Origin of the sequence: Paenibacillus sp. FSL R5-0519 (genome assembly GCF_037974275.1) — a bacterium.
Classification (GTDB): domain Bacteria; phylum Bacillota; class Bacilli; order Paenibacillales; family Paenibacillaceae; genus Paenibacillus.
Genome location: NZ_CP150234.1, coordinates 4,427,081 through 4,451,691 on the forward strand (window position 1 = coordinate 4,427,081; position 24,611 = coordinate 4,451,691).

General features: G+C 46.3%; 23 protein-coding genes, 1 tRNA gene and 1 pseudogene. 8 read left to right on the plus strand and 17 right to left on the minus strand.

The window, feature by feature from the left end:
• Positions 1-171: 171 nt before the first annotated feature.
• The 5 genes and pseudogenes from MKY73_RS19835 to MKY73_RS19855 all read right to left on the minus strand — a co-directional run.
• Positions 172-552: a YtxH domain-containing protein gene (locus MKY73_RS19835; protein ID WP_339241104.1), complete on the minus strand. Its 381-nt coding sequence runs from the start codon at positions 550-552 to the stop codon at positions 172-174.
• 187 nt (positions 553-739) lie between these two features.
• On the minus strand, positions 740-1,654 hold the full coding sequence (locus tag MKY73_RS19840) for a DUF4261 domain-containing protein (protein WP_339303145.1): 915 nt from the start codon (positions 1,652-1,654) through the stop codon (positions 740-742).
• A 10-nt stretch (positions 1,655-1,664) separates the two neighbouring features.
• Positions 1,665-2,126: a HepT-like ribonuclease domain-containing protein gene (locus MKY73_RS19845; RefSeq protein ID WP_339241099.1), complete on the minus strand. Its 462-nt coding sequence runs from the start codon at positions 2,124-2,126 to the stop codon at positions 1,665-1,667.
• A 173-nt stretch (positions 2,127-2,299) separates the two neighbouring features.
• The gene (locus tag MKY73_RS19850; protein ID WP_339241097.1) at positions 2,300-2,587 is read right to left on the minus strand and encodes a Dabb family protein; all 288 of its coding nucleotides are present in this window, start codon (positions 2,585-2,587) and stop codon (positions 2,300-2,302) included.
• Between the two features lie 285 nt (positions 2,588-2,872).
• Positions 2,873-3,256, minus strand: a pseudogene (locus tag MKY73_RS19855) (phage holin family protein); the annotation flags it as partial.
• A 447-nt stretch (positions 3,257-3,703) separates the two neighbouring features.
• Here MKY73_RS19855 and MKY73_RS19860 point away from each other — a divergent pair.
• Entirely contained in the window at positions 3,704-4,300 is a 597-nt protein-coding gene (locus MKY73_RS19860; protein WP_017689431.1) for a helix-turn-helix transcriptional regulator, read from the plus strand.
• A 227-nt stretch (positions 4,301-4,527) separates the two neighbouring features.
• Here the strand turns inward: MKY73_RS19860 and MKY73_RS19865 are convergent, their stop codons facing one another.
• Positions 4,528-5,676 carry a sn-glycerol-1-phosphate dehydrogenase gene (locus tag MKY73_RS19865; RefSeq protein ID WP_339303146.1) on the minus strand — a complete coding sequence of 383 codons (1,149 nt, stop codon included), beginning with the start codon at positions 5,674-5,676 and terminating at the stop codon, positions 4,528-4,530.
• A gap of 158 nt (positions 5,677-5,834) precedes the next feature.
• On the opposite strand from MKY73_RS19865, the gene MKY73_RS19870 reads away from it, so the two are divergent.
• Positions 5,835-6,020: a hypothetical protein gene (locus MKY73_RS19870; protein ID WP_339303147.1), complete on the plus strand. Its 186-nt coding sequence runs from the start codon at positions 5,835-5,837 to the stop codon at positions 6,018-6,020.
• A 101-nt stretch (positions 6,021-6,121) separates the two neighbouring features.
• Here MKY73_RS19870 and MKY73_RS19875 read toward each other — a convergent pair.
• Positions 6,122-6,206 (minus strand) — tRNA-Leu (locus tag MKY73_RS19875).
• Between the two features lie 222 nt (positions 6,207-6,428).
• Between MKY73_RS19875 and MKY73_RS19880 the strand changes: the two genes are divergently transcribed.
• Both MKY73_RS19880 and MKY73_RS19885 read left to right on the plus strand, forming a co-directional pair.
• Positions 6,429-7,421, plus strand: coding sequence for a Gfo/Idh/MocA family oxidoreductase (locus MKY73_RS19880; RefSeq protein WP_339303148.1), 993 nt, complete (start codon positions 6,429-6,431; stop codon positions 7,419-7,421).
• 245 nt (positions 7,422-7,666) lie between these two features.
• Positions 7,667-8,029, plus strand: coding sequence for a helix-turn-helix domain-containing protein (locus MKY73_RS19885; RefSeq protein WP_339241087.1), 363 nt, complete (start codon positions 7,667-7,669; stop codon positions 8,027-8,029).
• Between the two features lie 46 nt (positions 8,030-8,075).
• Here the strand turns inward: MKY73_RS19885 and MKY73_RS19890 are convergent, their stop codons facing one another.
• The 4 genes from MKY73_RS19890 to MKY73_RS19905 all read right to left on the minus strand — a co-directional run bounded on the left by MKY73_RS19890 (position 8,076) and on the right by MKY73_RS19905 (position 12,129).
• On the minus strand, positions 8,076-9,692 hold the full coding sequence (locus MKY73_RS19890) for a sensor domain-containing diguanylate cyclase (RefSeq protein WP_339303149.1): 1,617 nt from the start codon (positions 9,690-9,692) through the stop codon (positions 8,076-8,078).
• A gap of 158 nt (positions 9,693-9,850) precedes the next feature.
• Positions 9,851-10,594 (minus strand): fused MFS/spermidine synthase, encoded by a 744-nt coding sequence (locus tag MKY73_RS19895; protein ID WP_339303151.1) that lies wholly within the window; start codon positions 10,592-10,594, stop codon positions 9,851-9,853.
• Positions 10,595-10,755: 161 nt separating this feature from the next.
• Positions 10,756-11,658, minus strand: coding sequence for a LysR family transcriptional regulator (locus MKY73_RS19900; RefSeq protein ID WP_339241083.1), 903 nt, complete (start codon positions 11,656-11,658; stop codon positions 10,756-10,758).
• Between the two features lie 33 nt (positions 11,659-11,691).
• The gene (locus MKY73_RS19905; RefSeq protein ID WP_339303152.1) at positions 11,692-12,129 is read right to left on the minus strand and encodes a MerR family transcriptional regulator; all 438 of its coding nucleotides are present in this window, start codon (positions 12,127-12,129) and stop codon (positions 11,692-11,694) included.
• Between the two features lie 164 nt (positions 12,130-12,293).
• Here MKY73_RS19905 and MKY73_RS19910 point away from each other — a divergent pair, with 164 nt between their 5' ends.
• Positions 12,294-13,172: an SDR family NAD(P)-dependent oxidoreductase gene (locus tag MKY73_RS19910; protein ID WP_339303153.1), complete on the plus strand. Its 879-nt coding sequence runs from the start codon at positions 12,294-12,296 to the stop codon at positions 13,170-13,172.
• A gap of 134 nt (positions 13,173-13,306) precedes the next feature.
• Here the strand turns inward: MKY73_RS19910 and MKY73_RS19915 are convergent, their stop codons facing one another.
• The 3 genes from MKY73_RS19915 to garR form a co-directional block, all read right to left on the minus strand.
• Positions 13,307-14,665: a GntP family permease gene (locus MKY73_RS19915; protein WP_315936514.1), complete on the minus strand. Its 1,359-nt coding sequence runs from the start codon at positions 14,663-14,665 to the stop codon at positions 13,307-13,309.
• 92 nt (positions 14,666-14,757) lie between these two features.
• Positions 14,758-16,182 (minus strand): four-carbon acid sugar kinase family protein, encoded by a 1,425-nt coding sequence (locus tag MKY73_RS19920; RefSeq protein ID WP_339303154.1) that lies wholly within the window; start codon positions 16,180-16,182, stop codon positions 14,758-14,760.
• A gap of 54 nt (positions 16,183-16,236) precedes the next feature.
• Positions 16,237-17,133 (minus strand): 2-hydroxy-3-oxopropionate reductase, encoded by an 897-nt coding sequence (gene garR / locus MKY73_RS19925; protein WP_339303155.1) that lies wholly within the window; start codon positions 17,131-17,133, stop codon positions 16,237-16,239.
• Positions 17,134-17,334: 201 nt separating this feature from the next.
• Between garR and MKY73_RS19930 the strand changes: the two genes are divergently transcribed.
• The 3 genes from MKY73_RS19930 to MKY73_RS19940 all read left to right on the plus strand — a co-directional run bounded on the left by MKY73_RS19930 (position 17,335) and on the right by MKY73_RS19940 (position 20,510).
• Positions 17,335-17,955, plus strand: coding sequence for a GntR family transcriptional regulator (locus MKY73_RS19930; protein WP_339303156.1), 621 nt, complete (start codon positions 17,335-17,337; stop codon positions 17,953-17,955).
• Positions 17,956-18,128: 173 nt separating this feature from the next.
• Complete coding sequence (locus MKY73_RS19935; protein WP_339303157.1) at positions 18,129-19,292, plus strand: oxalate decarboxylase family bicupin; 1,164 nt, start codon at positions 18,129-18,131, stop codon at positions 19,290-19,292.
• Between the two features lie 78 nt (positions 19,293-19,370).
• The gene (locus MKY73_RS19940) at positions 19,371-20,510 is read left to right on the plus strand and encodes a zinc-dependent alcohol dehydrogenase (RefSeq protein ID WP_339303158.1); all 1,140 of its coding nucleotides are present in this window, start codon (positions 19,371-19,373) and stop codon (positions 20,508-20,510) included.
• A gap of 139 nt (positions 20,511-20,649) precedes the next feature.
• On the opposite strand, the gene MKY73_RS19945 is transcribed toward MKY73_RS19940, so the two are convergent.
• From MKY73_RS19945 to pfkB, 3 genes are all read right to left on the minus strand, one after another.
• Positions 20,650-21,438, minus strand: coding sequence for a class I SAM-dependent methyltransferase (locus tag MKY73_RS19945; RefSeq protein ID WP_339303160.1), 789 nt, complete (start codon positions 21,436-21,438; stop codon positions 20,650-20,652).
• A 201-nt stretch (positions 21,439-21,639) separates the two neighbouring features.
• Positions 21,640-23,607, minus strand: coding sequence for a fructose-specific PTS transporter subunit EIIC (locus MKY73_RS19950; protein ID WP_339303161.1), 1,968 nt, complete (start codon positions 23,605-23,607; stop codon positions 21,640-21,642).
• A 92-nt stretch (positions 23,608-23,699) separates the two neighbouring features.
• The gene (gene pfkB, locus MKY73_RS19955) at positions 23,700-24,611 is read right to left on the minus strand and encodes a 1-phosphofructokinase (protein WP_339303162.1); all 912 of its coding nucleotides are present in this window, start codon (positions 24,609-24,611) and stop codon (positions 23,700-23,702) included.

The following is a 24,611-nucleotide window of genomic DNA, read 5'->3' on the forward strand; positions in this document are numbered from 1 at the left end:
TTTCCAAAGCTTTCTTCCTACCGTATGAACATTCCGGCAAAAAGGTACCTACATCTTACCCGATTTCATCGCGGCGTTCAAATTAAATCCGCGCCACGTCTTCTATGTGTGGACACGCAACAAAGCAGGCTCTCCTCTAAATAGAGGAAAGCCTGCTTATCTCAAGCTTGCTTAGTTGTCGTCCTTGGACTCATCCGCAGGAAGCTTCGCTACGATGTCATTGCCGGATTCATCAACTGTTTTATCGATATCGGCGGTATCTACAATGGCTGCCGATATACGAATTTCTTTTCCTTCGCCGCAATTTCGCCAGGATTGAATATCCTGAATCACGACATCTGCGGTCTCTTTAACCTTGGATACGATCTGTGAACTTTGTTCCCCCACGATTCCAGCCAGTTCCTGACCTTTCTCCGATACCTGACGAGCACCTTCTGTAATATCCTGACGAAGTTCACGACCCGATTTCGGCGCCAGCAATAACGCTGTTACAGAACCTACCACGGAGCCAATAAGAGCTCCCCACAACAAACTTTTGTTAGAATCCTTCACGTCACATCTCTCCCTTTACTATGGTTTAAGTACCGGATCAGAAGCAACGATCTGTCGCTCAGCCATCCGGGCGAATGCCTACTCTGTTGATGCATTATAAGCAGCACAGGCTTGACTTGACACTCCAGATGTTAAAAATAATCCGAACGCCCTTTTTGAATGGCTGCAGAATGTCTTGGATTTAAACTCAATTCTGACGAGCCGGCTCGAGATCAGCCGCCGCATGCTCATCACCCGGGTCCAAATCAATGACATATCGTCCTGGTGCAATTAATGCCGCCTGATGTTCACAACGCCAGCGACGTCCACCTGAAGAACCCAGCGTCTGTCCATCTTGCAGGACATCTCCCTGATCAAATATGTAATACGCTGCACCCAGTAAGGTCTGTGCCACCGTATCTGGATCAAGACCAACGAAGTGACACTGTACATCAGGTACACCCAGCGCAGACAATCCTACGGTATCCATGACCAACCCGCGCTGTTCCTCCGTACCTCCAGCCTGATACATCCGAACGTTCATAGCTGCATACAGATGTTCCTCACGTTCCTGAGCTTGCGTATAAGCTTCCGGTTCAACCAGCTTATCACTGCCATACCAATACAGCGCATCACAGGTCAAACTCTCCATAATTGCCAGTACAGTTTTCTGGAACAGCTCCAAACGCTGTTTACGAGGCATGGCAGCCGTGAACATATCATGTATCCGGATGGAATAACGCGAAGCTTTGACAACTTGTCCCACTTCCGGCCAATGCCATGCTTGTTGCACAGCTCCGCCAAAGCGTGCACGATCTGCGATTTCATTCACTGGAAGCATACAGGTCTGAGCAGGGATAGCCCCTTCCTGAAAAGATACCTTATGGTCCAGATGGTAGAAGACTAACATCTCATGCTCTTGCTCTCCAGTTCCTTGTTTCACATCCAGTCGAACTTGTCCTGTATGACGAATCATCGCTTCCTGCAATCGCAGGCGATCTACCTCCGGACGTTCCCGGAACAGGAGCTCAACCATATACACCGGATGGAATCCGGAAGGCGTTTCATTCGGTTCTTTACTTTCAGTATTTACTTCATTGAATTCTTTTGATTCATTTGTCATGCGATTTCCCTCATTCCTTACGCTGTCCCTCGGCTTGTGCCGCATTGAAAGGACCAAGTTCTGTTTCCACGTATGCGCTAACCTGTGTAGTAAAATGTTCAAGTATGTTCGGCAACTCTATGCTAAGCGGATGGAGCTCAGATCGCTCCCAACTGTAATAATCCTGCACCAGTGGTTTGCGTAACGTCACAAGCTGACGCAAGATCTCATAGGTCGAATTGTCAAAAACCTTTTCTTCATAATTAATCTGAATAATATCATCATAGCTGCTCGCATCTCTCATGATGAAGCCGTCAATCAGATAACTTCCCACATCGGTAACAATCTCGATCGCCAGATGAAGACACCGCTCCTGAACCATCCCCAGCATGAGACTGCCATCCCAAGCCTGTGCTGCGCGGCGAAGCCCTTCGGCTACTTCCGGTACAGCAGCAAGCCGGCGGGCAATCTGTTCTCTGTTCACATAATACATTCGTTCACTTCCCGTTCAGTGAGTTATCGGTTCCGTTTCCCTCTTCGCTTAAGCCAGAATATCATCACAGGACAAGCGATTAGAAACACAACAAAAATATATAGAAATTCCATAACGTCTCTTAAATCGCTCATGCAGAGTCCCCTTTATCTCAACGTAGTTTGAATAACAGATCAGATCTCGTAGTCCACTGCAATCGACTGTTCTCTGACTTCATTCATGTACTTGATAACTTCCTGATGAAGCGGATGTACCTGATACGCCTGAAGATCCTCCAGTGACGCAAACTCCGCCGTGAGTGAAATGTCGAACGATCTCTCCGAGCGAAGCACATCAATCCCGATTTCAAGTGAAACCAGAACATCAATCTTACCCTCCAGATTACGGAGTACCTGGGCAGCAGCTTCAATACTTTCTGTTGAGCGATCTTTCATTTTGAACAGGACAATATGTTTAATCATCTGAGCAAGCACCTCGTTTAATATAATAATAGTAGAAATGAATGATTTTTCATGTATCCAAAATATATCATAACGTTCTCTATTACGAAAGGATACTTGGAAACGTTCTCTTGAAAAGAAAAACTAACCCGAACCATCTCTTTTTGGTTCGGATTTTTCTCGGGAACCATCTTCTACCTGTTTCGCGGATTCATCCTGCGAAGTTTGTCCTGTTTCAGCCTGCTGTTGGAGACTATCCTCGCTTTGTGGAATTGACCATTCCCGATCCGGCAAATACTCCTGATCTTCCTGTTTCTTCAACACTGCTATAGCCTGTCTGAGCTTTCCGGGCAATGGAAGGCCGATTCTCGCATAGTTTTCAGTTATCGAGATCAGTTCATTGACGAGGTAGAAATAAATAGCTCCTCCCTTGATAATATCGGTTCCCATGATCAGGTCAATTCGGTGAGCAAGCAAGACAACGGTCAGCATGAGCCCTTTGCGAGCAAGCCCCCAGAAACCAATGTTGCTATTCAACCCCGTACCACTTCTCACCGCAGCTGCCAAACCTGTGACATAATCCACAGCCATCGCGACCGCGAGCAGGCTCAGCAATTGATCCCATCCACCAAAAGCAAACGTAACTATCGCTCCCGAGATGGCAGCAAAGGTATTCACAGACAGATTCACGTTCCTCACCTCTCCCTTTACTTGAGTACCCTACAATATATGTAAAAGTAAGAGATTTGACAGGTCACCTGTCATGCTGAACTTGCGGATTTATCTTTCAGATTTGTGCACACCTTCTACCGGATGCGTTGAAGCACATTCAATAATTTTTGGGGAATTCAGGGAAATAAACCGCATCATATCAACAAAAAATAGATAAAAGTTCTTCAGACCTAATAATAAGTAATTAGAACTATATTATCTTTAATCCTGCTCATTTTGTCCCTTCATTTTTAGTGAAACATTGTAATCTAGGAATATACTAGGATGTGAATTGCGTATGGTCTAGTTCGTAGTTCCCTCTTTATCACGAATTGACGCATTGACGCATTTGAAACAGGTAAACCCGGCACTTGAAAGTACCCCGTTGTTTATTGTAGTATTTGGTTAAAAAAAATCGGAGGAAATATGCCTAATCAACCAGAACAACATTCCATCCAGGCGTGGTCTCTGATCAACCGTAAATACTTGGGAAAAGGCGTCCGTGTTAAACGATTCCGAAAACCGACACGCTGTCAAATCCGTAATCGTGTTCTTCTTGCCGTGCTGATGGCCAATGATATCAAATTGTCGCAGCTCGCCGAAGACCTTTCCATCTCTTCACGCAGTGTCAGTGCGTGGGTATATGAAGGACGGATACCCGGCAGTACCAATTTGGACAAGACATGCCAATTACTCGGCTATCCCCGCCACATTCTCTTTAATGAGGAAGTTGTGCGTAATAGCCCTGTCATATGTCAACCCGAGTCATCTCGCTTCATGAAGCGTACGGTGACCCGTTCTCCGGTTAGTAACCGTATTTTGACAGGCTTGTGTATGGTCCATGATTTGTCGGTGACAGATGTCAGCCACTGGATCGGGGTTCATCCCGGCACTTTCCGCAAATGGCTGCATCAGGGAACACTGCCTTCCGCTGCGTTTCAAGAACAAGCGGAACAATTTTTCCGCATCCCGAAAACTATTTTGTTCGCAGATGTCATCTTGAAAGATCGTCGCAACAACTAAATAAGCGAACAGCCAAAAGGCTCTGATCTCCTTCTAGGAGGCCAGAGCCTTTTTAAAATGAAACATAACCCTCTTCTCTCCCGACCTTGAAGCAGCCTCCTGGCTCTTCCGTCAACAATGTTAGGCAATCCCCCTTCTCTGCCTTCTAATGCCAACCAAAGCCAATATAGCGCTCCAGAAGCTACGTTTACGTAATCTTGGAGACCAAACTTCCTTAAAAGTCACCCTTACCTCGTTTTTAACACTTCATTGATATATTTCAATCCGGTATATCGAGGACGAAGCGTATGCGCTGTGGTAAACGCATGTTCCACCATCTCCGGGGTTACACCAAGTTGTTCAGTATTCACAGGTCCACCTGCTTGCTCCAACCATGCGATGAGCTGAGCAGCCTCCGGTAATTGGTTATATATCGCAAATACTGGTTCATCCGATGTCTGTGCGAGTTCTTTATATTTCACCGTAAGCAATGCACAAGCTACACCAACTTTGGCGCCATGCAGAACCGGCCTTTCTCCCGCTTGCATCAGATCCATCTCCATGATGTGGGACAGATGATGCTCACCTCCGGATGCCGGACGGGAATGGTCAATGATCAGCATGGAGATGCCAGAAACGATTAATGCATCCATTAATGCAGCTACTCCCTCTGCTCGCCCCTCCGCAATAGCTTGTACATGATCTATGCAGGAATTCAGCGCTTCTTCTGTCATCCGATAAGCGACCGGACAGAACGGTTCTCCTCCCAGATCACGAGAAACAATCCAGTCTGCAAGTGAAGTATATTTACCAAGCATATCTCCGAATCCAGCAGCCGTCATCTCTTGGGGAGCTTGCTCCAGGATATTCATATCCGCAAAGATGGCCTCGGGCGGAACAGCCTGAAATGTCTGTTTGATGCCGCTTACAATTAAGGGCGCACCTGCAGAGGTAAACCCATCCACTGAAGCCGCTGTCGGTATCGACAGAAAGGGCTTGTTCATTTTGGAACATACAAATCGCACCAGATCATGAATGGTACCTGAGCCCACCGCAATGACAGCCTGGCTTTCCAATTTCACACCCAACATGACCTGCACAATAGCTGCTTCATCCGCAATAACATCACCCGTACGATTCTCCTGCAGAGCGATCTCATCCACACGCATTCCCGATTCCCGAACACTGTTCAGCACATCAGATCCGGCAGCACGAAACGTATGTCGATCATAAACAACCGTCACATGGCGGTACCCTTGTTCAGACAAATAACCAGGTAACCTCTGAATGGCCCCGGCTTCCAGATGAATAAGCATATCTACCACTCGGTGTTGATGACCACAAGCGCACTGCTGTGCTTCCTCATTCCACGCTGCAATTCGTTCGTTCATATTCATTCGCTCTTACCCTCCCATATGAGATATCATGCATAATTAACGGGTTAAAACCGCAAGATAAAAAAGGAAATAAAATGTGATGATTTTCCTGATCACACTTTACTTCCTGTTCCCCATATTTGCAAATCCATATCTCACATGTCCAAGTAGGTGAATTAATGAAATTAACCAACGAATTAGGAATTTCGCTCGGATTTCTCGCTGGAACCACCTTTGGCAGCGGTATCGCTTTTTTGTTTCGTCTCCAGTCCGTTGAGGTTATTGCCAGTGTTACACTGTTTGGAGTAGCTGGAGCTATCACCGGACTCATTATGGCAGTCATCTTGCGGCAACGTCAGCATTAGAGTGCCGACAGCGAAATACCGAATTCACAATGTTGTTGTAAAAATAAAAGAAAGGTTCGTGAATTGCTCTAAAGCAACTCGCGAACCTTTCTTTGGTTTGATGCGGTCGAGAGGACTCGAACCTCCACGGGGGGTTAGCCCACACGGACCTGAACCGTGCGCGTCTGCCAATTCCGCCACGACCGCATATTATGTATCTCCTCATCCATGGATGAAAAGCGTTCCGGTGAAGCAATTCCTTGTTTTACCGTAATTCAGAGTATACATGCTCCAAAATAATAATGCAACTTCTTTTTATCCATTCAGAAAAAGGACATATGTCCTTTTTTATCAACGTCAAACACCCTATCGTATTATCAAGCAAACAAACCACCAATACGAATGATACATTGAAGGAGAGATATCATTATGAAAACAACCCATCTGTGCTTTATCGGTGCCGGGTTTCATGCATCCACGAATATATATCCTTCTGTCGTTGAAAGCGGAGCGCAGATCCAGGCCATTGCCACTCGCAGTATGGAACGATCTGAAGCAGCTCTGCTGAGATTTGGCAGCAATGGCAAAGCGTATGATAACGCTCAGCTTATGTTACAGCAGGAAACTTGTCATGGAGTCGTTGTGGTCGCCCAGCCTATGGATCAGACTGCTCTTGTCCTTGAATGCATTCAGGCTGGCAAAAATGTATACGTGGACAAGCCGCTTGGATGGAACGCTGCGGAAGCCTCCACTGTAGCCGAAGCTGCCGAGCAGGCTGGCGTCGTTGTCATGGTTGGTTTTATGAAGCGTTATGCTCCGGTCTACTTGAAGTTAAAAGAACTCATTAATGGTGGATCGCTAGGTAAAGTGCGTTCGTTTCAGATGAAATTCGCTGTAGACAGCACCCCGTTTTGCAAGGATGAGGAGCAATTCATCAAACTCGCTGCCATTCATATGATCGATCTGATGCGCTACTTATTCGGAGAAGCTATACGTGTTACAGGTACAACCGTGAAGGATGGGGAGCACATTAATCAAAGCATTTCCCTTGTATTCGAAAATAACGTGGTAGGCAGTGCTTATTTTACCGGCATGAGTGCCTGGTCACGGGAGAGTGAAAGTGTACTCGTCACCTTCGATCACGGATTTGCGTCAGCTGAAGAGATCAACACTCTTACTGTTCATCAATCCCGAAGCTCGACAAGCCTTCCCTGGAAATCTCTCGAGGAGCAAGATACCGTATATACCCCTTCCGGATCTCCCATGTCAGGAGCTTATCGCGACCTTTATCTACGCGGTTTCGTTGGTGAGATGGCGCACTTCATCACGTGCTGCCAGAACCAGACAGTCCCACATTCCAGCGCCAAGGATAATATTGCAACGATGGCTCTATGTGACTCCATTCTATCATCACTGAAGTAGCGTACATATGCTCGCTATATTAACATTAATACATTCATCCCATTTATTGAGCCTCCATGTTTCGCAAGACGAAACGGGGGCTCTTTTTTCTTACAGACATCATCACATCTGCCTGCGCCTAGGATTAGGGTTTATAATCTGCATCATAAGTGATATGCTCTTTCATGAACTATACGTACGATATGTAATGTAATCACCCAAATGGATACCATAGATTATCACCGTAAAGTGGAGGTGCACTAACAATGAAAAAAGATGCAACCAAGCCATGTCCAACGCCATACGGCTGTTCCGTGGAAGTTACTCTTAGTGTGATTGGAGGCAAATGGAAAGGTGCCATTTTGTATCACTTATTCTCTGGTCCTCTAAGATTCAATGAGCTTCGCAAATTGTTTCCTGATATCACCCAGCGTATGCTCACCCTACAACTTCGAGAGTTGGAAAGCAGCGGAATTGTTCATCGTGAAATCTACCCCCAAATCCCACCAAAAGTGGAGTACTCGCTCACAGCATTTGGTGAAACGTTACGACCAATTATCTTCAGCATGCGAGATTGGGGTGAAACGTATACCAATGAGGTGCTGGCCAGATCCTCACAAGAGGTATAGAAAACAAAAGAAGCTGTCCCTTGTTCTTAGGGAACAGCTTCTTTATTTATTTGATAACCGTCTGGATCGTAACCGTACGATTACGCCCCTCTTCCTTCGCTTGATACAATGCATTATCGGCCAAGTGAAACAGTTCTGTGGATGTTGTGGAGTGCTTCGGATATTCAGCAATACCAGCCGAGATGGTTACGGAACGATCAATAGGCAATATGCTTTCTTCGACCGTTATTCGGATACGTTCAGCAATCTCAAAAGCCACGTTAGACTCGGAATTCCTTAACAAGATTACAAATTCCTCTCCACCAAAACGAGCACAGACATCTTCCGTGCGAACAGACAATTGAATGATGTTGGCAATGTGTTTCAGTACTTCATCCCCAGCATGATGCCCGAATGTATCATTAATGGACTTGAAGCGGTCAATATCCAGAACAATTATGGAGAATGGTGCTTCATCCTGAATCCATTCCTGAATGACTTCTTCGAAGGTTCTGCGATTGTTCATACCTGTTAAAACATCTGTTCTGGCATCATAGACAAGCTGGTTCGTCTGTTTCCTAAAGTTCGCCAACGCGCCAACAACGGTACGTGTGAGAAGGTCAGCCTCCCTGTTCCAATGAGGCTTCATCACCGGCAGATCCACTTCTCCCTTATCGACTTGATTCACCAAATCAGCGAGCAACACAAACGGACTGGCCAGCTTACGTGCCACCCGAAGTACAATTAGAGTCAGAATCAGGAAAGGCACAGAAGTGTACAGTAACAACATACGGATATGATGATTCAATTGATCGTACACCGTTTGGGTTGGAGACACGATGACGACGCCCCAGTCTGTTGACGGAACTTTGTAATAACCGGCAAGTGAATCCACACCTGCAAGGTTCTTGTATTGTTCTTTACCGTTCTCATTTACGAGCAGCTTCTGTACCACTTCATTTTTACTGACATTTTCCCCAATGCGGTTAGTGTTTGGGTGAAATAACAACGTGCCCTTCTTATCCACAATAAAAAAGTAGGAACCATTGCTTGTCTTGAGCTGACTGCCAAAAGACAGACTCAAAATATTATTTTCCTGCAAAAAGATATTTCCACCAATCGTTCCTTGGTACGCACCTGCCGAATCAAAGATCGGTTCACTGACAAATACAATTCTGCGTTTGGTTCGGGGTGTCTGGTACGCTTCGGAGATATAGGAAGCTCTCGATTTAATCGCTTCTTTTGCTGCATCTGAACTAACATGGTTACCTACGCTAGCCTGCGAGTAAGGTGAGGTAGACCTGACTACTCCTGCTTTATCTACCAAAGCAACGGAATTAAAAAAATTACTGCTATTGCGAACCAAATCCAATGTGGAATTCAATTCTTTAGCATTGGTTTGATCCATATCAGGGAAATATTGGGCTGCAAATTTCAAGCTCTCCTGCATGGAATTAAAAAGCGAATCCAGGGTTTGGCTCATTTGCACAGCGCTTGCATAGTTTAGCGTTAGGGTGTTATCAATGAGTGACTGTTTCTGAGATGTATAAGATGAGATGACCATGAGGGTCAATGTCATTAAGACGGATATGGTGACCAGCCCACCGAGTAAAGCCGTAAGGCTGATTTTCTTGATGTTTTTTATTTTTCTTCGTAATTTGGATCTTTTGATCTGTGCAATCATTATTTACTTCCCCCGGATTTTCATGAAAAAGCATATTCCCTCTATCTTATACGAAAGTTGTTAAGATCAAATAAAGAGTTTGAGAAATCTTAACAATTACATCGTAAGATTGACGATTTAATGACATTTACTTTCCCTGGAAGAATCACTGTTCAGGTTCAGTCTGGATCAACGATGATATATCCTTCTTCCGGCTCCTGCTCAACGAACCCCGCCATGTGGGGAATCTGAAATTCGATCGCATGATGACTGCCCATTAAAATACGATTTTGAACTTCATCCGCTGTTTCTGTGGGCAATGCAAATGCACGTGTATAAGCAAAGTGTGCCTGAAGTGTCGTATAGATCGCACTCACAAGCCGGTCATTGCCAACATGACCGAACACATTAAGGAGCACAGCACCTTTCTTGTCCAGCTTGTCCTTGACCAAGTCAAAAAAATCACTGGATATCAAATGCTCGGGTGTACCCGTTGCCGTAAACGCATCAACAATAATATAATCATATATCCCTGAAGGCTCCTGCCCTAATAATTCACGACCATCCCCAATGAGTACAGGACTTCCTTCATATCCAAAAAAAGTTCGGCTCAGCTCAGCGACCTCTGCGTCCAGCTCAGCCACCTTTACCTGACAATCAGACAAGTAGGTTGGCAATGTGCCAATACCATGTCCGACCACAAATACCTTCTCAAAATCAGGATGATTCTGTTCCATTAGATGTACCATCGCTCTTGGATACTCTAACACCATCCGGGCAGGCTCATCCAGATCCATTGCGCCCTGCACAGCTGCATTGGAGAACTCCAATACACGAAATCGCCCCTTCTCTCCATATAGCTTTTTGGTATCATATACCGTCAGCTCATGCTGTTCACTTTTATTTCGATACAGAACTCTCACTAACCGTTCTCCCTTCGTGCTCTCACACCTATTCGACATATACCTTCATTCTATTACACGAGATGACAACATACCACCCTCTACTTGAGTGATCGCAGCAGAACAAAAAAAACCGCTCCCGATTGTACGGAAACGGATTTTTGACGAACCTCCCAACATCATTAAGACCCTATAGCCTCATGCAAAGCCCGGACATATTCCACGCCCAGATTAGAGAGAGAAGTACTCTTATGACTTATCCAGCCCACATTAATGGTTTCCTCACATTCCAGCGGTACAGGAATAATCTCGTTTCCGTTCAGATCAGCGCTAAGCACACCCGTAGAGATCGTATAACCATTCAAACCAATCAACAGGTTAAATAATGTTGCGCGGTCATTGACCTGTATGCTCTTGGGGTGAGATAACGTACTCAGGATCTCTTCGGAAAAATGAAAGGAATTGTACTCTCCCTGGTCAAATGACAGATACGGATAATCTTGCAGCTGCTCAATCGCAACCGAATCCTGCTTCGCAAGCGGGTTCTTCACACTGATAAAGATATGGGGCTTGGCTGTGAACAAGCTTGTGAAGACCAGACCTGCATCTTTTAACAATTTGTTAATCACTTTGGCATTGAATTCATTCAAATACAGGATGCCAATCTCACTACGCAGGCTTTTCACATCCTGAATAATCTCGTAGGTCTTTGTCTCCCGAAGCGCCAACTCATATTCATCCTGACCATATTGCTGTACCAGACGAACAAAGGCATTCACCGCAAACGCATAATGTTGTGTCGATACGGAGAAATGCTGCGGAGATGGCTTGGCGTTCAGATACCGATTCTCCAACAGTTCAGCCTGTTCTACCACCTGACGTGCGTAACTTAGAAATTCAACGCCCTCTTTGGACAGAGATATCCCCTTATTGGTACGTTCAAAAATGGTGATTCGTAACTCCTGCTCCAGATCCCGAATGGCATTCGACAGGCTGGGTTGTGAGATAAACAGGCGTTTGGCTGCTTCATTCATCGAGCCGCGTGTGGCCACTTCAATTACATATTTTAATTGTTGTAGAGTCAAGGCAGATTTCCTCTTTTCAATATCAATTGTCCGTCAAACGAATATGTTCTTTTTCTCAAAAACAGACATCTGGTTTTCCCCGGTAATAGGGCACTCATCAGGAAACATACTTCGTTTATCCAACTTCTCATCGATAAAATCAACGACCTGCTGTAGCGAAGCAATCTGTGCTTCAACTTTGCTTCGATAATTCACCAGCCTTTCCCGCTCCTCCGGGAAATCTGCCAGATCCGAGTCTATGGACATATGCAAATAGGGCTTCATTTCCTCCAGAGACATTCCTGTTTTTTTGAGGCAAGTGATCAACTTCATCGTATGGATGTCCTCCGAGCGGTACACCCGATGGCGATTAGGCTTGCGTTCAGCCCGGGGAATCAGCCCGATCTTCTCATAATAACGAATGGTATCTTCCGATAATCCGGCCTGCTCTGACGTTTCTTTGATGGAGAACATGACATGGTCGCTCAACATATGGGCCTCCTCCACATTCATTTCTCTCCATATTACAACTTGGAGTTGACTCCAAGTCAAGCATGATCCATCCCAACCCCCTCTTGACTTGGAGTCGACTCCAAGTTATAGAATGAGCGCAGCATACAGATTCGCTCTGTAATCCCATTCTTCTGGAGGTATATATGAATAACCAAAATCAGCTTCACACCGCTCTCATCACAGGCTCAACGTCAGGAATTGGTCTTGAACTGACACGCAAGTTATTGGATGAAGGATGGCAGGTAATCGGTCTCAACCGGTCGGCTTTCCCAGCCGAGGATACCGATATTCAGAACGCCTTACGTTCAGGCAAGCTTCGTTGGGTTCAGGCCAATCTGACCAACTACGATAGCCTGAGAACTGCACTGGTTCAGATCAAATCTGATACCGATTCGATTGATGTCTTGTTTAACAATGCCGGGGGGAGCGCCTCCGAGCTTCGTTTCTCTGATCAGGGGCATGAACTACACTTCGAACTTCAGACGGTAATCCCTTATATCATTTACATGGAATTAATTGAGCTTTTGCACAAAGGACAGATGAAGACAGTCATTAATACTTCCACCACCGCGTTCAAAATGGTCAAACAATTTGATCTAAACATCCTGGAACGTCCAGCTGAATTCAAAAAGCTGTTTGGTCCCTATGCCATTTCTAAGCTCGGCTTATCTCTGTGGACACGCGAGGTTGCCAAATCTGCCAAGGCGGATGGCATACAACTGCTAAGCGTAGATCCCGGTGGAAATAATACGCTACGGGGTAACAAAACATCCGGTCTGCCCTTCTATATCAAACCCATTATGAAATGGTTCTTTCCCCATCCAAGTCATGGCGCTTCATTGCTCTACAGTGCGGCTCTATCACCCACCAGACATGAATCCGGTACATTTCTGGTGAAAAATAAAGCGGCAGCGCTTCGTTTCACAGAGCAGGGTCCTGCCGTTCTCCATCGTGTACACGAAATCTATGAGCAGCGTTTTCGTAAAATGCAGTCTGGAAAACCCGCATCCACCCCATCATAACCATGATAGATCGTGGGTACTAAATATAACAAAAACACGCCAAAGTGGCGTGTTTCTAGGTTTATCGCATTATGAGTTTTATGGGTATTATGAGTATCTTTTCATTGTCGCAAAACCATATGAAGTTTGTCCGGTTAGATAAATACACTCAATAATAAGACCATGCCAAAGGCGGCAAATCCGAGAATCGTCTCCATGACCGTCCATGTCTTGAGTGTCTGCGGCACAGACAGATTCAGATACTCTTTGACAATCCAGAACCCCGAATCATTCACATGGGACAAAATAATCGAACCCGCTCCCGTTGCAAGTACGAGCAACTCAGGGCTTACACCAGGCATCGTCATGGCGATTGGAGCCACAATACCTGCCGCGGTTGTCATCGCCACCGTAGCTGAACCCACCGCTGCACGAATCAAGCCAGCAATGACAAAGGCTAGCACGAGTGGCGACAGATGCGCACTTTGGGCAAAGCCTGCGATCGCATCACCTACACCACTGGCTGTCAGGATGCGGTTGAATCCACCCCCCGCACCAATCAACAAGATGATGGAAGCCACTGGACCGAGGCAATCATTTGTATATTTCAATATCTGCTGTTTGCTGAAACCACGTGCATAGCCAAAGGAGTAGAAGGCAAAGAGCAAAGCCAGCAGCAGTGCAATAATTGGACTACCGATGAAATCAACAACCTGACGGAACGCGTTCGTCTCTGGCAGCATCAGATCTACAATCGTTGCCAGCAACATCAGGATGACCGGAAGCAAAATCGTAAAGAGCGTGATACCGAAACCAGGCAATTCCCGATCTTTGGTCTCGGTGAACTGTTCCATCAGCTCACTTGAGGTCTCAACTTTGATTCGCTTGGAAATCCATGTTCCATAGAGCGGACCTGCAATTGCTGCGGCTGGAAGAGATACAATCAGCGCCAGGAAGATCGTTTTACCGATATCCGCATTGAAGATTCCTACAGCAAGCATTGCCGCCGGGTGAGGTGGAATCAGACTATGCACCACAGCAAGACCCGCAACAAGTGAGAGTCCGATTTTGATGAGTGATGTCCCTGTATGTTTGGCAATAACAAACACCAGCGGGAAGAGCAGCACGATCCCGACCTGGATAAATACCGGAATACCACAGATCAGCGCAACAACCATCATCGCCCAGTGTACGTTCTTCTCCCCGAAGACACGTACGAGTGTCTGGGCTATTCTTTCAGCACCACCAGACTCGGCCATAAGTTTACCAAGCATCGTTCCAAGTCCCAGAACAATCGCGATAAATCCGAGAACGCTTGCAACACCTTCCTGATAAGACTTCACGATATCCGTGAACGGCATACCCGAGATCAATCCCATAAAGACTGCACCCACAATCAGGGCAACAAACGGATTCATTTTAAATTTGGCAATCAACAAAATCAAACCAAGAATAGATATCAGTGCGTAGAGCAGCAGACTTGCATCATGACTAAGACCGAATACGGAATACATCCGAATAGCCTCCCCCAAGTTGTTATGTTGTGTCAGCACGCGGTATTGCTCTGGTCCAAACGACCTGAACACTACGTGTCTTCGTAATAAGCTTAAGCTTCGATCTTTTCAACCGTTTCCAGAAGGGCTTTTTCCCCGCCAACATTTCCCGGAAACACGATATATGGGATACCATTAAATTTGGCTTCTTCCCCTGTCAACCATACCGGAATACCCGCAGCCACCTGACCAAGCACCCTTGCTTTGCGTATGGCCAGACCTTTTGTTGCCACATCACTGGATGTAATGCCACCTTTGGCAATAATGAACTTTGGCACAACTTCAAGGGATTGCACAATCTCGACCAAAGCTGACGATACCGTCTGACTGATCTTGAAATTGCCCTCATGTCCTTCCACTGTGATGAGCTTACGGCTGCTGTATACAACAACATTGTTCCCCTCCGCAAGCTGCCTGTTCGCTTCCCCAATAACTCGTCGAATCTCCTCGGTATATCCATCCGAAGTTAATACACGCTCCACATCGATCTCCAGACTTATGATGCCCGGAAACGTAAGCAGTTGTTTCAGTTGACGTGTCGTCTTCTGTACATAGGAACCGACAACAACAATACCGCCATGTTGTTCCTGACCACTTGCGATCAGCTGTTCTTTAGGCAGAAATGCCTGATCCGAGATGCCCGCATATGATTTGACAAAGGAGGCCGCCGTCCGGAAAATAAAAGCTTTTCCCTCATCCTCCGCTTGCAGCAAAGCCAGAGAAAGTACATCCATGTCTGCATAAGAGAGCGCATTCACAATAATCGGTACATTGCCTTCGGCTTTCAGCAAAATTGCTTTGACCACCTCGGTACCTTGTTGAATCTCCTCCAATGAAATGGTAAGGCAACGATTAGCCCGAATACGGCCTGAAGTCTTCTCCTCGACCCATGATGGCAGGTCACCATGCTCATATCCGAATACTTTATCCTTGGCAAATTCCGTCTCATGAACTGGAATCAACTGTTCACCTTCGACCATATAATGCGTGTTGCCGATCGTAACCCTCCCTGCCTCAAAGAATGCCGGAATGATCAGTTGACCGTCATATGCGTGTCCGCTGACCCGGGCCACTTCTTCGGCCAGTACATCCGTCTCCAGTGGGTAATACCCACGCAGCATGGAGTCACTACGACTCACAAAGGTGAAACCCGTTCCTTCCCCTGCCGCAACCTCTTGCACATTGCGGGCAATCTCCCGATTAATACGTTCCGCTGTAGTTGCATCCAGCCCTCGTGTATTGGTCAAAATATAGAATAACGATTCGGCGGATCGAAACGCCTCCCGCAACAGCGGCTTGTCCCACTGTGTCAACACATCAATATCATGAACCGTCTGTACACCGGTTGGGTCATCATCCAACACGATAATTTTGCGAGCCCTCGCATCCTGCAACTGTTTAATCTGTCCTCTCAATCCTTCAGAAGAGTTGTCCGTCCGAAGAGCTGCCGGGATATCCGATAACGTTTGATAGGTCATGCCTCTCCACCTCATATCTATATCTATTAAAATTATTTTTCTTTTTTAAATTCTTTATTGGGTTCGACTCACTTCTACACCTGCGAGTTTCTCAAAATACTGTACAATTCCGCCATGGTCATCTGCGGCTTTCCCATCAATCTTCAGCGCATGGAAGATCTCCAGCAACTGACTGCTGAGCGGTAAAGGAACTCCGATATCATGCGCCGTTTCCATCACGTTGGTCATGTCTTTGAGGTTAATATCAATCCGACCCCCAGCGACAAAGTTACGATCCAGAATGAGTGGTACTTTTGCATCCAGTACCGCACTTCCGGCGAGCCCACTGCGGATCGCCTGATACATCTTCTCCACATCGATACCAGCCTTCGCTGCAAATACAAGCGCTTCGGACATGGCGGCAATATTCAGGTTCACGATAATCTGATTCGCCAGCTTGGCGGTTGCACCGGAACCATTATCCCCCACTCGTGTTACATCCTGTCCTACCACTTGCAGTATCTCTTTCACAGATTCAAATATCTTTTCATTGCCACCAACCATAATGGCAAGTGTGCCGTCTATTGCTTTGGGTTCCCCACCACTAACGGGCGCATCCAGCATATACAACCCTGATTGGGATACAAGCAGAGCCAGCTCTTTGGAAACGACCGGCGAGATGGAGCTCATATCGATAATGATACTTCCCGTATTGGCTCCTGCCAGCACACCTTGTTCACTTGTGATAACGCTGCGGACATGCTCCGAATTGGGCAGCATCGTGAAGATGACATCACTATGCTCAGCGACCTCTTTTGGAGATGCCGCTCCTCGCGCTCCCGCATCAGCCAATGACATCACAGCCGTTTGATTAATATCGTATACGCTTACATCATATCCCGCCCGGATCAGGTTCAATGACATAGGACGTCCCATAATACCGAGTCCAATAAATCCAATTCGTTTCTTCATCTTGCAATCCCTCCAGCCTAAATTCTTCGCTTTTCACTCTCTGTAATCGCTATCATCGCTGTTTACATTCGTTATTGTACACAACATTTTAATTTTTGTATACAATTTTATTATTTATGTATCCTAAAATTAAAATTCGGTTTTTTATCTGGTTGTTTATTGCCCTCATTTTCGCTAAAGTAAAGGTAGAGGTGAAATACAATGCAACCAACTACGGACAAGTCCCGCCCAGCCTATCAGCAGGCCTATGAAGTGCTGCGGGACATGATTTTGCAAGGCACCCTTTCCCCCGGAACCAAACTTGTGGAAGAGAAGCTGGCGACCGATCTGAATGTAAGCCGAACCCCGATCCGAGAATCCATCCGCCGCTTGGAACAGGAAGGATTAGTCGTGAACAAACGGGTCGTCAAGCTTACCGAAACGGATCTGAGAAATACGTTTGAATTACGAAAGTTACTGGAGGGACATGCGGCACAATGCGCTGCTGCGTTCTTGTCTGCACAGGAAGTGACAGCTCTTGAGCATTGTGTGCAAGTGGGACATACGGGAAGCAAGGAGGAGATCATGGAAGCCAATAAAGAGTTTCACGAAATCATCATGCGTGCGAGTAATAATGCATTGATGATTGATCTGTTCGACAAAATGCAATCCGTCATTTATCTATTCCGTCAGACGGTTGTATATTATCAGCGCCCCTTCCTCATTGAAGAGCATCATCAGATTTGCGAAGCGATCAAGGCACATGACGGCCTGACGGCCGAACGGCTGATGAAAGAGCACCTACAATCCGATCTGGAATTCTGCCTTCATCTGATTCGATAACCGGATTTATGGATTGTTCGACTATCTCAAATTACGTATAAAGACGTGACCGCATACGGTCACGTCTTTTTTTGTCGTTTGTCCTTCATATTATCCAGGCCCTGATTCATAGGTGTAAACATAACGATACAATGTCGCGTGTAACATGTTACTGAATCTGGAGGGATTACTTAATGACCAAAGGACAACAACCAAATGAGAAACCAATGCTTATCCCGCAACCCATTCGCAGTGATGGCGCTGGAGGACCTGATCTGGGACCCAGAGATGTCATGAGAGATATACAGAACCCCGATATGCTGGTACCTCCAGCTACCGATAACGGGTTATTGCCCAATCTGAGAATGTCTTTTTCCGATACCCATATGCAATTGAATCATGGGGGGTGGTCACGTGAAATTACCGTACGGGATCTTCCTGTTGCCACGACACTGGCTGGTGTGAACATGAGCCTGACACCCGGCGGTGTACGAGAACTCCATTGGCACCAGCAATCCGAATGGGCCTATATGATCTGGGGAACAGCGAGAATCACCTCGGTGGATCAGAACGGACGTAATTTTATTGCAGATGTTGGGCCGGGCGATCTCTGGTTTTTCCCAAAAGGTCTGCCCCATTCCATTCAAGGACTGGAGGATGGTTGTGAATTTCTGCTCGTGTTTGATGACGGGTCCTTCTCCGATTTGAATACGTTATCCATATCCGATTGGTTTGCCCATACGCCACCAGAGGTATTGTCTGTCAATTTCGGCGTGCCCGAATCCGCTTTTCAGTCGATGCCGAAGGAACAGGTGTACATTTTCCAAGATACTGTCCCAGGTTCCATCGAGAGCCAGGAAGTTCAATCCCCATACGGTACCGTTCCTCTTACTTTCAAACACCGATTGCTGGCCCAGGAACCACTCATTACACCTGGCGGAAGCGTCCGGATTGTCGACTCCACCAACTTCCCCATCTCAACTACCGTTGCAGCCGCACTTGTTGAGATCCGGCCTGGCGCCATGCGTGAACTGCACTGGCATCCTAATGCAGATGAATGGCAATATTATCTGACAGGACAAGGAAGAATGACCGTCTTTGGAGGCAATGGCATTGCTCGAACATTTGATTATCGGGCTGGAGATGTCGGATATGTTCCTGTCGCAATGGGACACTATATACAGAATACCGGTACAGACACTTTATGGTTTTTGGAAATATTCCGAAGTGATCGATTTGAGGATGTGTCACTGAATCAATGGATGGCGTTAACCCCTCGGGATCTGGTCCGTGACAATCTGAATGCACCGCCTGAGTTGCTCGATGCCTTGCGTAAAGTGAAATGGCCTGTCGTTTAATTTAGTATTCACCTCTATCATTTGTGCTAAAAAAGGGTAATTGTCAGAGAATCCCACTATACAAGGAGGAATATGAAGATGAGAGCCGTTACGTTTCAGGGAATAAAGGACATTCAAGTCAAAGAGGTTGAAGATCCTGTACTGCAACAGAAGGATGATATTATCGTTCGTATTACTTCCACAGCCATATGTGGATCCGATTTGCATATTTATCAGGGAGCTCTGCCTGCTGCCAAAGATTATGTTATCGGTCATGAACCGATGGGCATTGTAGAAGAAGTAGGTCCGGAAGTGACACGTGTGAAGAAGGGGGACCGAGTGGTCCTGCCTTTTAACATCGCTTGTGGTGAATGCTTCTATTGCAATCATGACATGGAGAGCCAGTGTGATCATTCCAATGGAAATCCAGATATTCATACAGGTGGTTATTTTGGATTTACTGAGCGCTACGGCAACCACCCTGGAGGTCAGGCAGAGTTATTACGTGTTCCCTATGGGAACTTCACTCCGTTTGTGATTCCGGAATCCTGTGAACTGGAGGATGAAGCTTTATTGTTCCTGTCCGATGTTCTTCCAACCGCTTACTGGAGTGTAGAGAACGCCGGGGTTAAACCGGGTGATACAGTCACTGTACTCGGAAGTGGCCCCATTGGGCTGATGACGCAGAAGTTCGCCTGGATGAAAGGTGCCAAACGTGTTATTGCTGTAGATCGCCTGCCCTATCGACTGGAGAAAGCCAAACGTTTGAATGACGCAGAGATCTTTAATTTCGAAGATTACGATGATATGGGTGAACACATTCGCGAGATTACACAAGGTGGAACCGATGTTGTCATCGACTGTGTAGGTATGGATGGCAAAAAAAGCACGCTGGAGGAAATTGGACAGAAGCTGAAATTGCATGGCGGTTCCCTGAGTGCGATTGAAATCGGCATGAAAGCGATCCGCAAATTCGGTACACTTCAACTTACAGGTGTATATGGTTCTTCCTACAACATGTTTCCATTAGGCAATCTGTTTGAACGTAATATCAATCTCAAAATGGGACAAGCCCCTGTTATACATTACATGCCTGAGTTATTCCGTAAAATCACAGCTGGTGAATTTGATCCAACCGAGATTATCTCCCATCGGATTCCACTGGAGAATGCAAGCGATGCGTATCGCATTTTCAACGATCATGAAGACGAATGTACCAAGGTTATACTAAAACCCTGAACTGTCGCTTTGATGATTATAAATATGCCAAAAAAACAAGCAGATCTACCTCCTCAAGGTACTCTGCTTGTTTTTGTTGATTAATATCCGCCCTTTTAGTCGTTCATAACCTGCTAACTTAATGGTCTGCTCTATCGAATCAGACATGAGTTGGCTTAGTCGCTTGAATATATACACTTTCTCCTTGGAAGCTGTCGAGCTTCCCGTTCGTTGTCACTTCAAAATCAAAAAATTTCCTGATGATGGATGGTGCGCTTAACATGCTTGCTTCAAGTACACCCCTCTCCTGTTCCGGCAGTGCTGCACGATTACACCACTCTTCAAATTTAAAGCGCTTCTGGAAAGAAACCATCGCTTCCATTCGGAAGCCCGCATCCTCCAGCATATGAATCCATTCCGTCTTGCGCCATGCTCGAACATGGCTTGCATCTCGGCACTTCTCTACTTCATTGTAAAACTGGTCATTCTCATCACGTTCAGGTGCCACGTTGTCAATCAATAACAACCTTCCACCAGGCTTCATGACTCGCAACGCCTCGTGAACAAACGAAGAAACGTCCGGGAAATGGTGAGCCGCGATTCGGCAGGTCACAAGGTCAAAGACATCATCATCGAATGGTAGCTTCTCCGCATCCCCGGCTACAAAATCTACATTATCGTGTCCATTCCCCAGGATAAACTGTTCAGCTGCCTGCAGCATCTCCTTCGTTAAATCCAGGGCAGTCACACGCTGAACAAGAGGAGCCAAAGCGTTGGCGACATGTCCTCCTCCAGTGGCGATATCCAACACGTTCATATCTGGAGTAGCTTGAGATGAAGCCACGAGCAACTCGAGATCTGCACCTGTGGCATGTCCCGCACTCGTCACGTATTTTCCTGCATTTTTCGCAAACTGCTTCTGCACCTGACTCTTGATTACATCAGACATTCGAATTCCTCCTGCGTAAGTTTCATTAGTCGAAACACCGTTTCATTATATATTTCTATTTTACCATATATTCATATGAATGCTAAATAAGCATTTTACACAAACACAAATTCAGAGGCAACTTTCCGTTGTCTGATGAAAAAGTTGAACAAAAAAACATCCCCCAGGTGAAATCCACCCAGGAGATGTTTCTAATATTCCTTACTTCACAAGCGTTGGTGATTTCTTCCACAAGCCCAGAATCAGACCGGAGATCACTGCACCAATGGCAACGGCAAGCAGGAACAATATTGCGTGGTTCGCCAGTGCAGCAACAAAGATGCCGCCGTGCGGAGCGGGTACATTAATACTCCACAATTGTGTCAGTCCGCCCGCAACAGCAGAACCAATGATGCATGATGTCAATACACGAAGTGGATCAGCTGCTGCAAATGGAATTGCACCTTCCGTAATGAAAGACAATCCAAGAACATAGTTGGTCAAGCCCGATTTGCGTTCTTGCTCCGTAAATTTGGATTTGAAGAACGTCGTTGCCAGGGCAATTGCCAGAGGAGGCGCCATACCACCTGCCATAACCGCTGCCATCCATGCACCGTCTGTGTTACCACTGGATGTGAATACCCCAATCGCGAACGTATATGCCGCTTTGTTGAACGGTCCGCCCATATCGATCGCCATCATGCCACCAAGCAACAGCCCAAGCAATACTTTATTTCCAGTTCCCAGATTACCAAGTGCATCTACAAGCCATGTGTTCAGGGAACCAAAGATTGGATCGAAAACGTAGAAGCTGATTGCACCTACGATCAGCAAACCGAATACCGGATACAGCAAGATTGGTTTCAATCCATCAATTGCTTTTGGCAAACCTTTCAAAGCCTTACGAAGACCAATGACTACATAACCCGCCAGGAAACCGGCAGCCAGACCACCAAGGAAACCTGCGTTCGAGTTAACCGCCATCAATCCACCGACCATACCAGGCATCAGGGCTGGACGATCACCAATACTCATCGCGATAAATCCGGCAAGGACCGGAATTAGGAAGTGGAATGCACCTGTTCCGCCACCGATCGTTTGAAGCAGTTGCACAATTGGATTATCAGGACTAGCAATCTGCTCGAACAAGAAGGAGATTGCGAGAAGGATACCGCCACCTACAACAAACGGCAGCATATGAGAGATACCATTCATCAGATCTTTATAGATTTTGCTACCTACACTGATCTTGCCAGTGCTTGCTCCCTCTTCCTTGGTACCTCCGCCTTGACTGTGATAGATCGGTGCATCACCGTTAACAGCTTTGCGGATCAACTCTTCGGATTTGCGAATTCCATCGCTCACCGGTCTTTGTAATACCGGTTTACCATCGAAACGTGCCATCTCTACATTTTTGTCTGCGGCAACGATAACCCCTTTGGCGCGGGCAATCTCATCAGCCGTCAGCACATTCTGTGCTCCTTCGGAGCCGTTTGTTTCTACGCGAATGTTAATGCCCATTTCCTGAGCTTTCTTTTTAAGTGCATCTTCAGCCATGAACGTATGCGCTATACCTGTCGGACAGGCTGTAACCGCAACAACAAAATCTTCCGAGTTTGCGTTACCCACGATCACACCAGAGGTATTCTGTGGCTGACCACTAGTAGTGCCGGATGCGGCATTTGCTGCTTTTTCAGCTTTTGCTTTCTCTTTGGCCGCTTCTTTTTCTGCTGCTTCCGCCTGTTTGGCATCAAACAATGCACTGACTTCGGCGGGTGTATCTGTACTCATCAACTGTGAGATGAAATCGCTATCAATCAACAACCTGGAAAGAGCGGCAAGGGTACGCAGATGGGTATTACCTGCGCCTTCTGGAGCTGCAATCATAAAGAACACATGAGCTGGCTGATCATCCAACGCTTCAAAATCAAGGCCTTTTCTACTCTTGGCAAATACAACCGTTGGTTCATTCACTGCTGTTGTTTTGGCGTGTGGCATCGCAATTCCGCCACCGATCCCCGTGCTGGATTCAGCTTCTCTTTTATAGATCATTTCCTTGAACAGGACCGGATCATTAATACGTCCGCTTCGGTTCAGGCTTGCAATCAGTTCATCAATAGCCTCATCTTTCGTTGTGGCTTGCAGGTCCATGATCATCGTTTCCTGGATCATCAAGTCTGTTATTCTCATCTTGGTACACTCCCTTAGGTTCTATCGGCCTGCTATGGGCAGGCCTCAATACATTACAATTACAAATTAGAAACTTTTATATCTTCGTTAGACTAGATCGTCGTAATAGTTACTTGATTGCGTAATTCATCAATCAATTCACGTGTTGCTAGATCATCCGAGAAAGCAGTCGCGCTTCCAGATGCAACCCCTGTGCGGAAAGCTTCCAGCAGATCGCCGCTCTGTACATAGGTACCTACGAATCCACCAATCATGGAGTCACCGGCACCCACCGAGTTTTTCACAGTACCTTTTGGCACACTCGCATGATGGACTTCTGCTTTGGTAATGAATAGTGCACCCTCGCCCGCCATGGAGATCAATACATGTTTGGCTCCGGCTTCAAGCAACTTACGCCCGTATAAAACCAGTTCCTCGCGAGTCTCAATGGTTACACCGAACAGTTCGGCTAGTTCATGATGATTCGGCTTCACCAGCAATGGTGCATGTTCAAGAGCTTCCATTAACGCAGGGCCAGTTGTATCAATCACGAATTCCGCACCCGTTTGCTTGCAGACTTTAATGAGACGATCATAAAAATCCGTTCCAAGAGCAGGTGGTACGCTTCCGGAGAGAATGACAATATCTCCTTTTTCCAAGGAAGACAATTTGTGAAGCAGCTGCTCTGCTTCTTCTCCGCTTATTTCAGGTCCAAGTCCATTAATCTCTGTCTCTTCTCCGTGCTTCAGCTTGATGTTAATACGCGTATCGTCTGCAATTGTGACAAAGTCTGTCCGGATGTGATCTTCTTGCAACTTGTCATTAATGAAACGCCCTGTGAATCCACCAAGGAAACCAATGGCCGTGTTATCTGCTCCAAGTTGATTCAGTATGCGAGAGACATTAATGCCTTTGCCTCCAGGCAGCTTCAAATCCCGATTCATTCGATTCAATCCACCAAGCTTCAGCTCATCAACTTCCACAATGTAATCAATGGACGGGTTAAGTGTTATTGTATATATCAT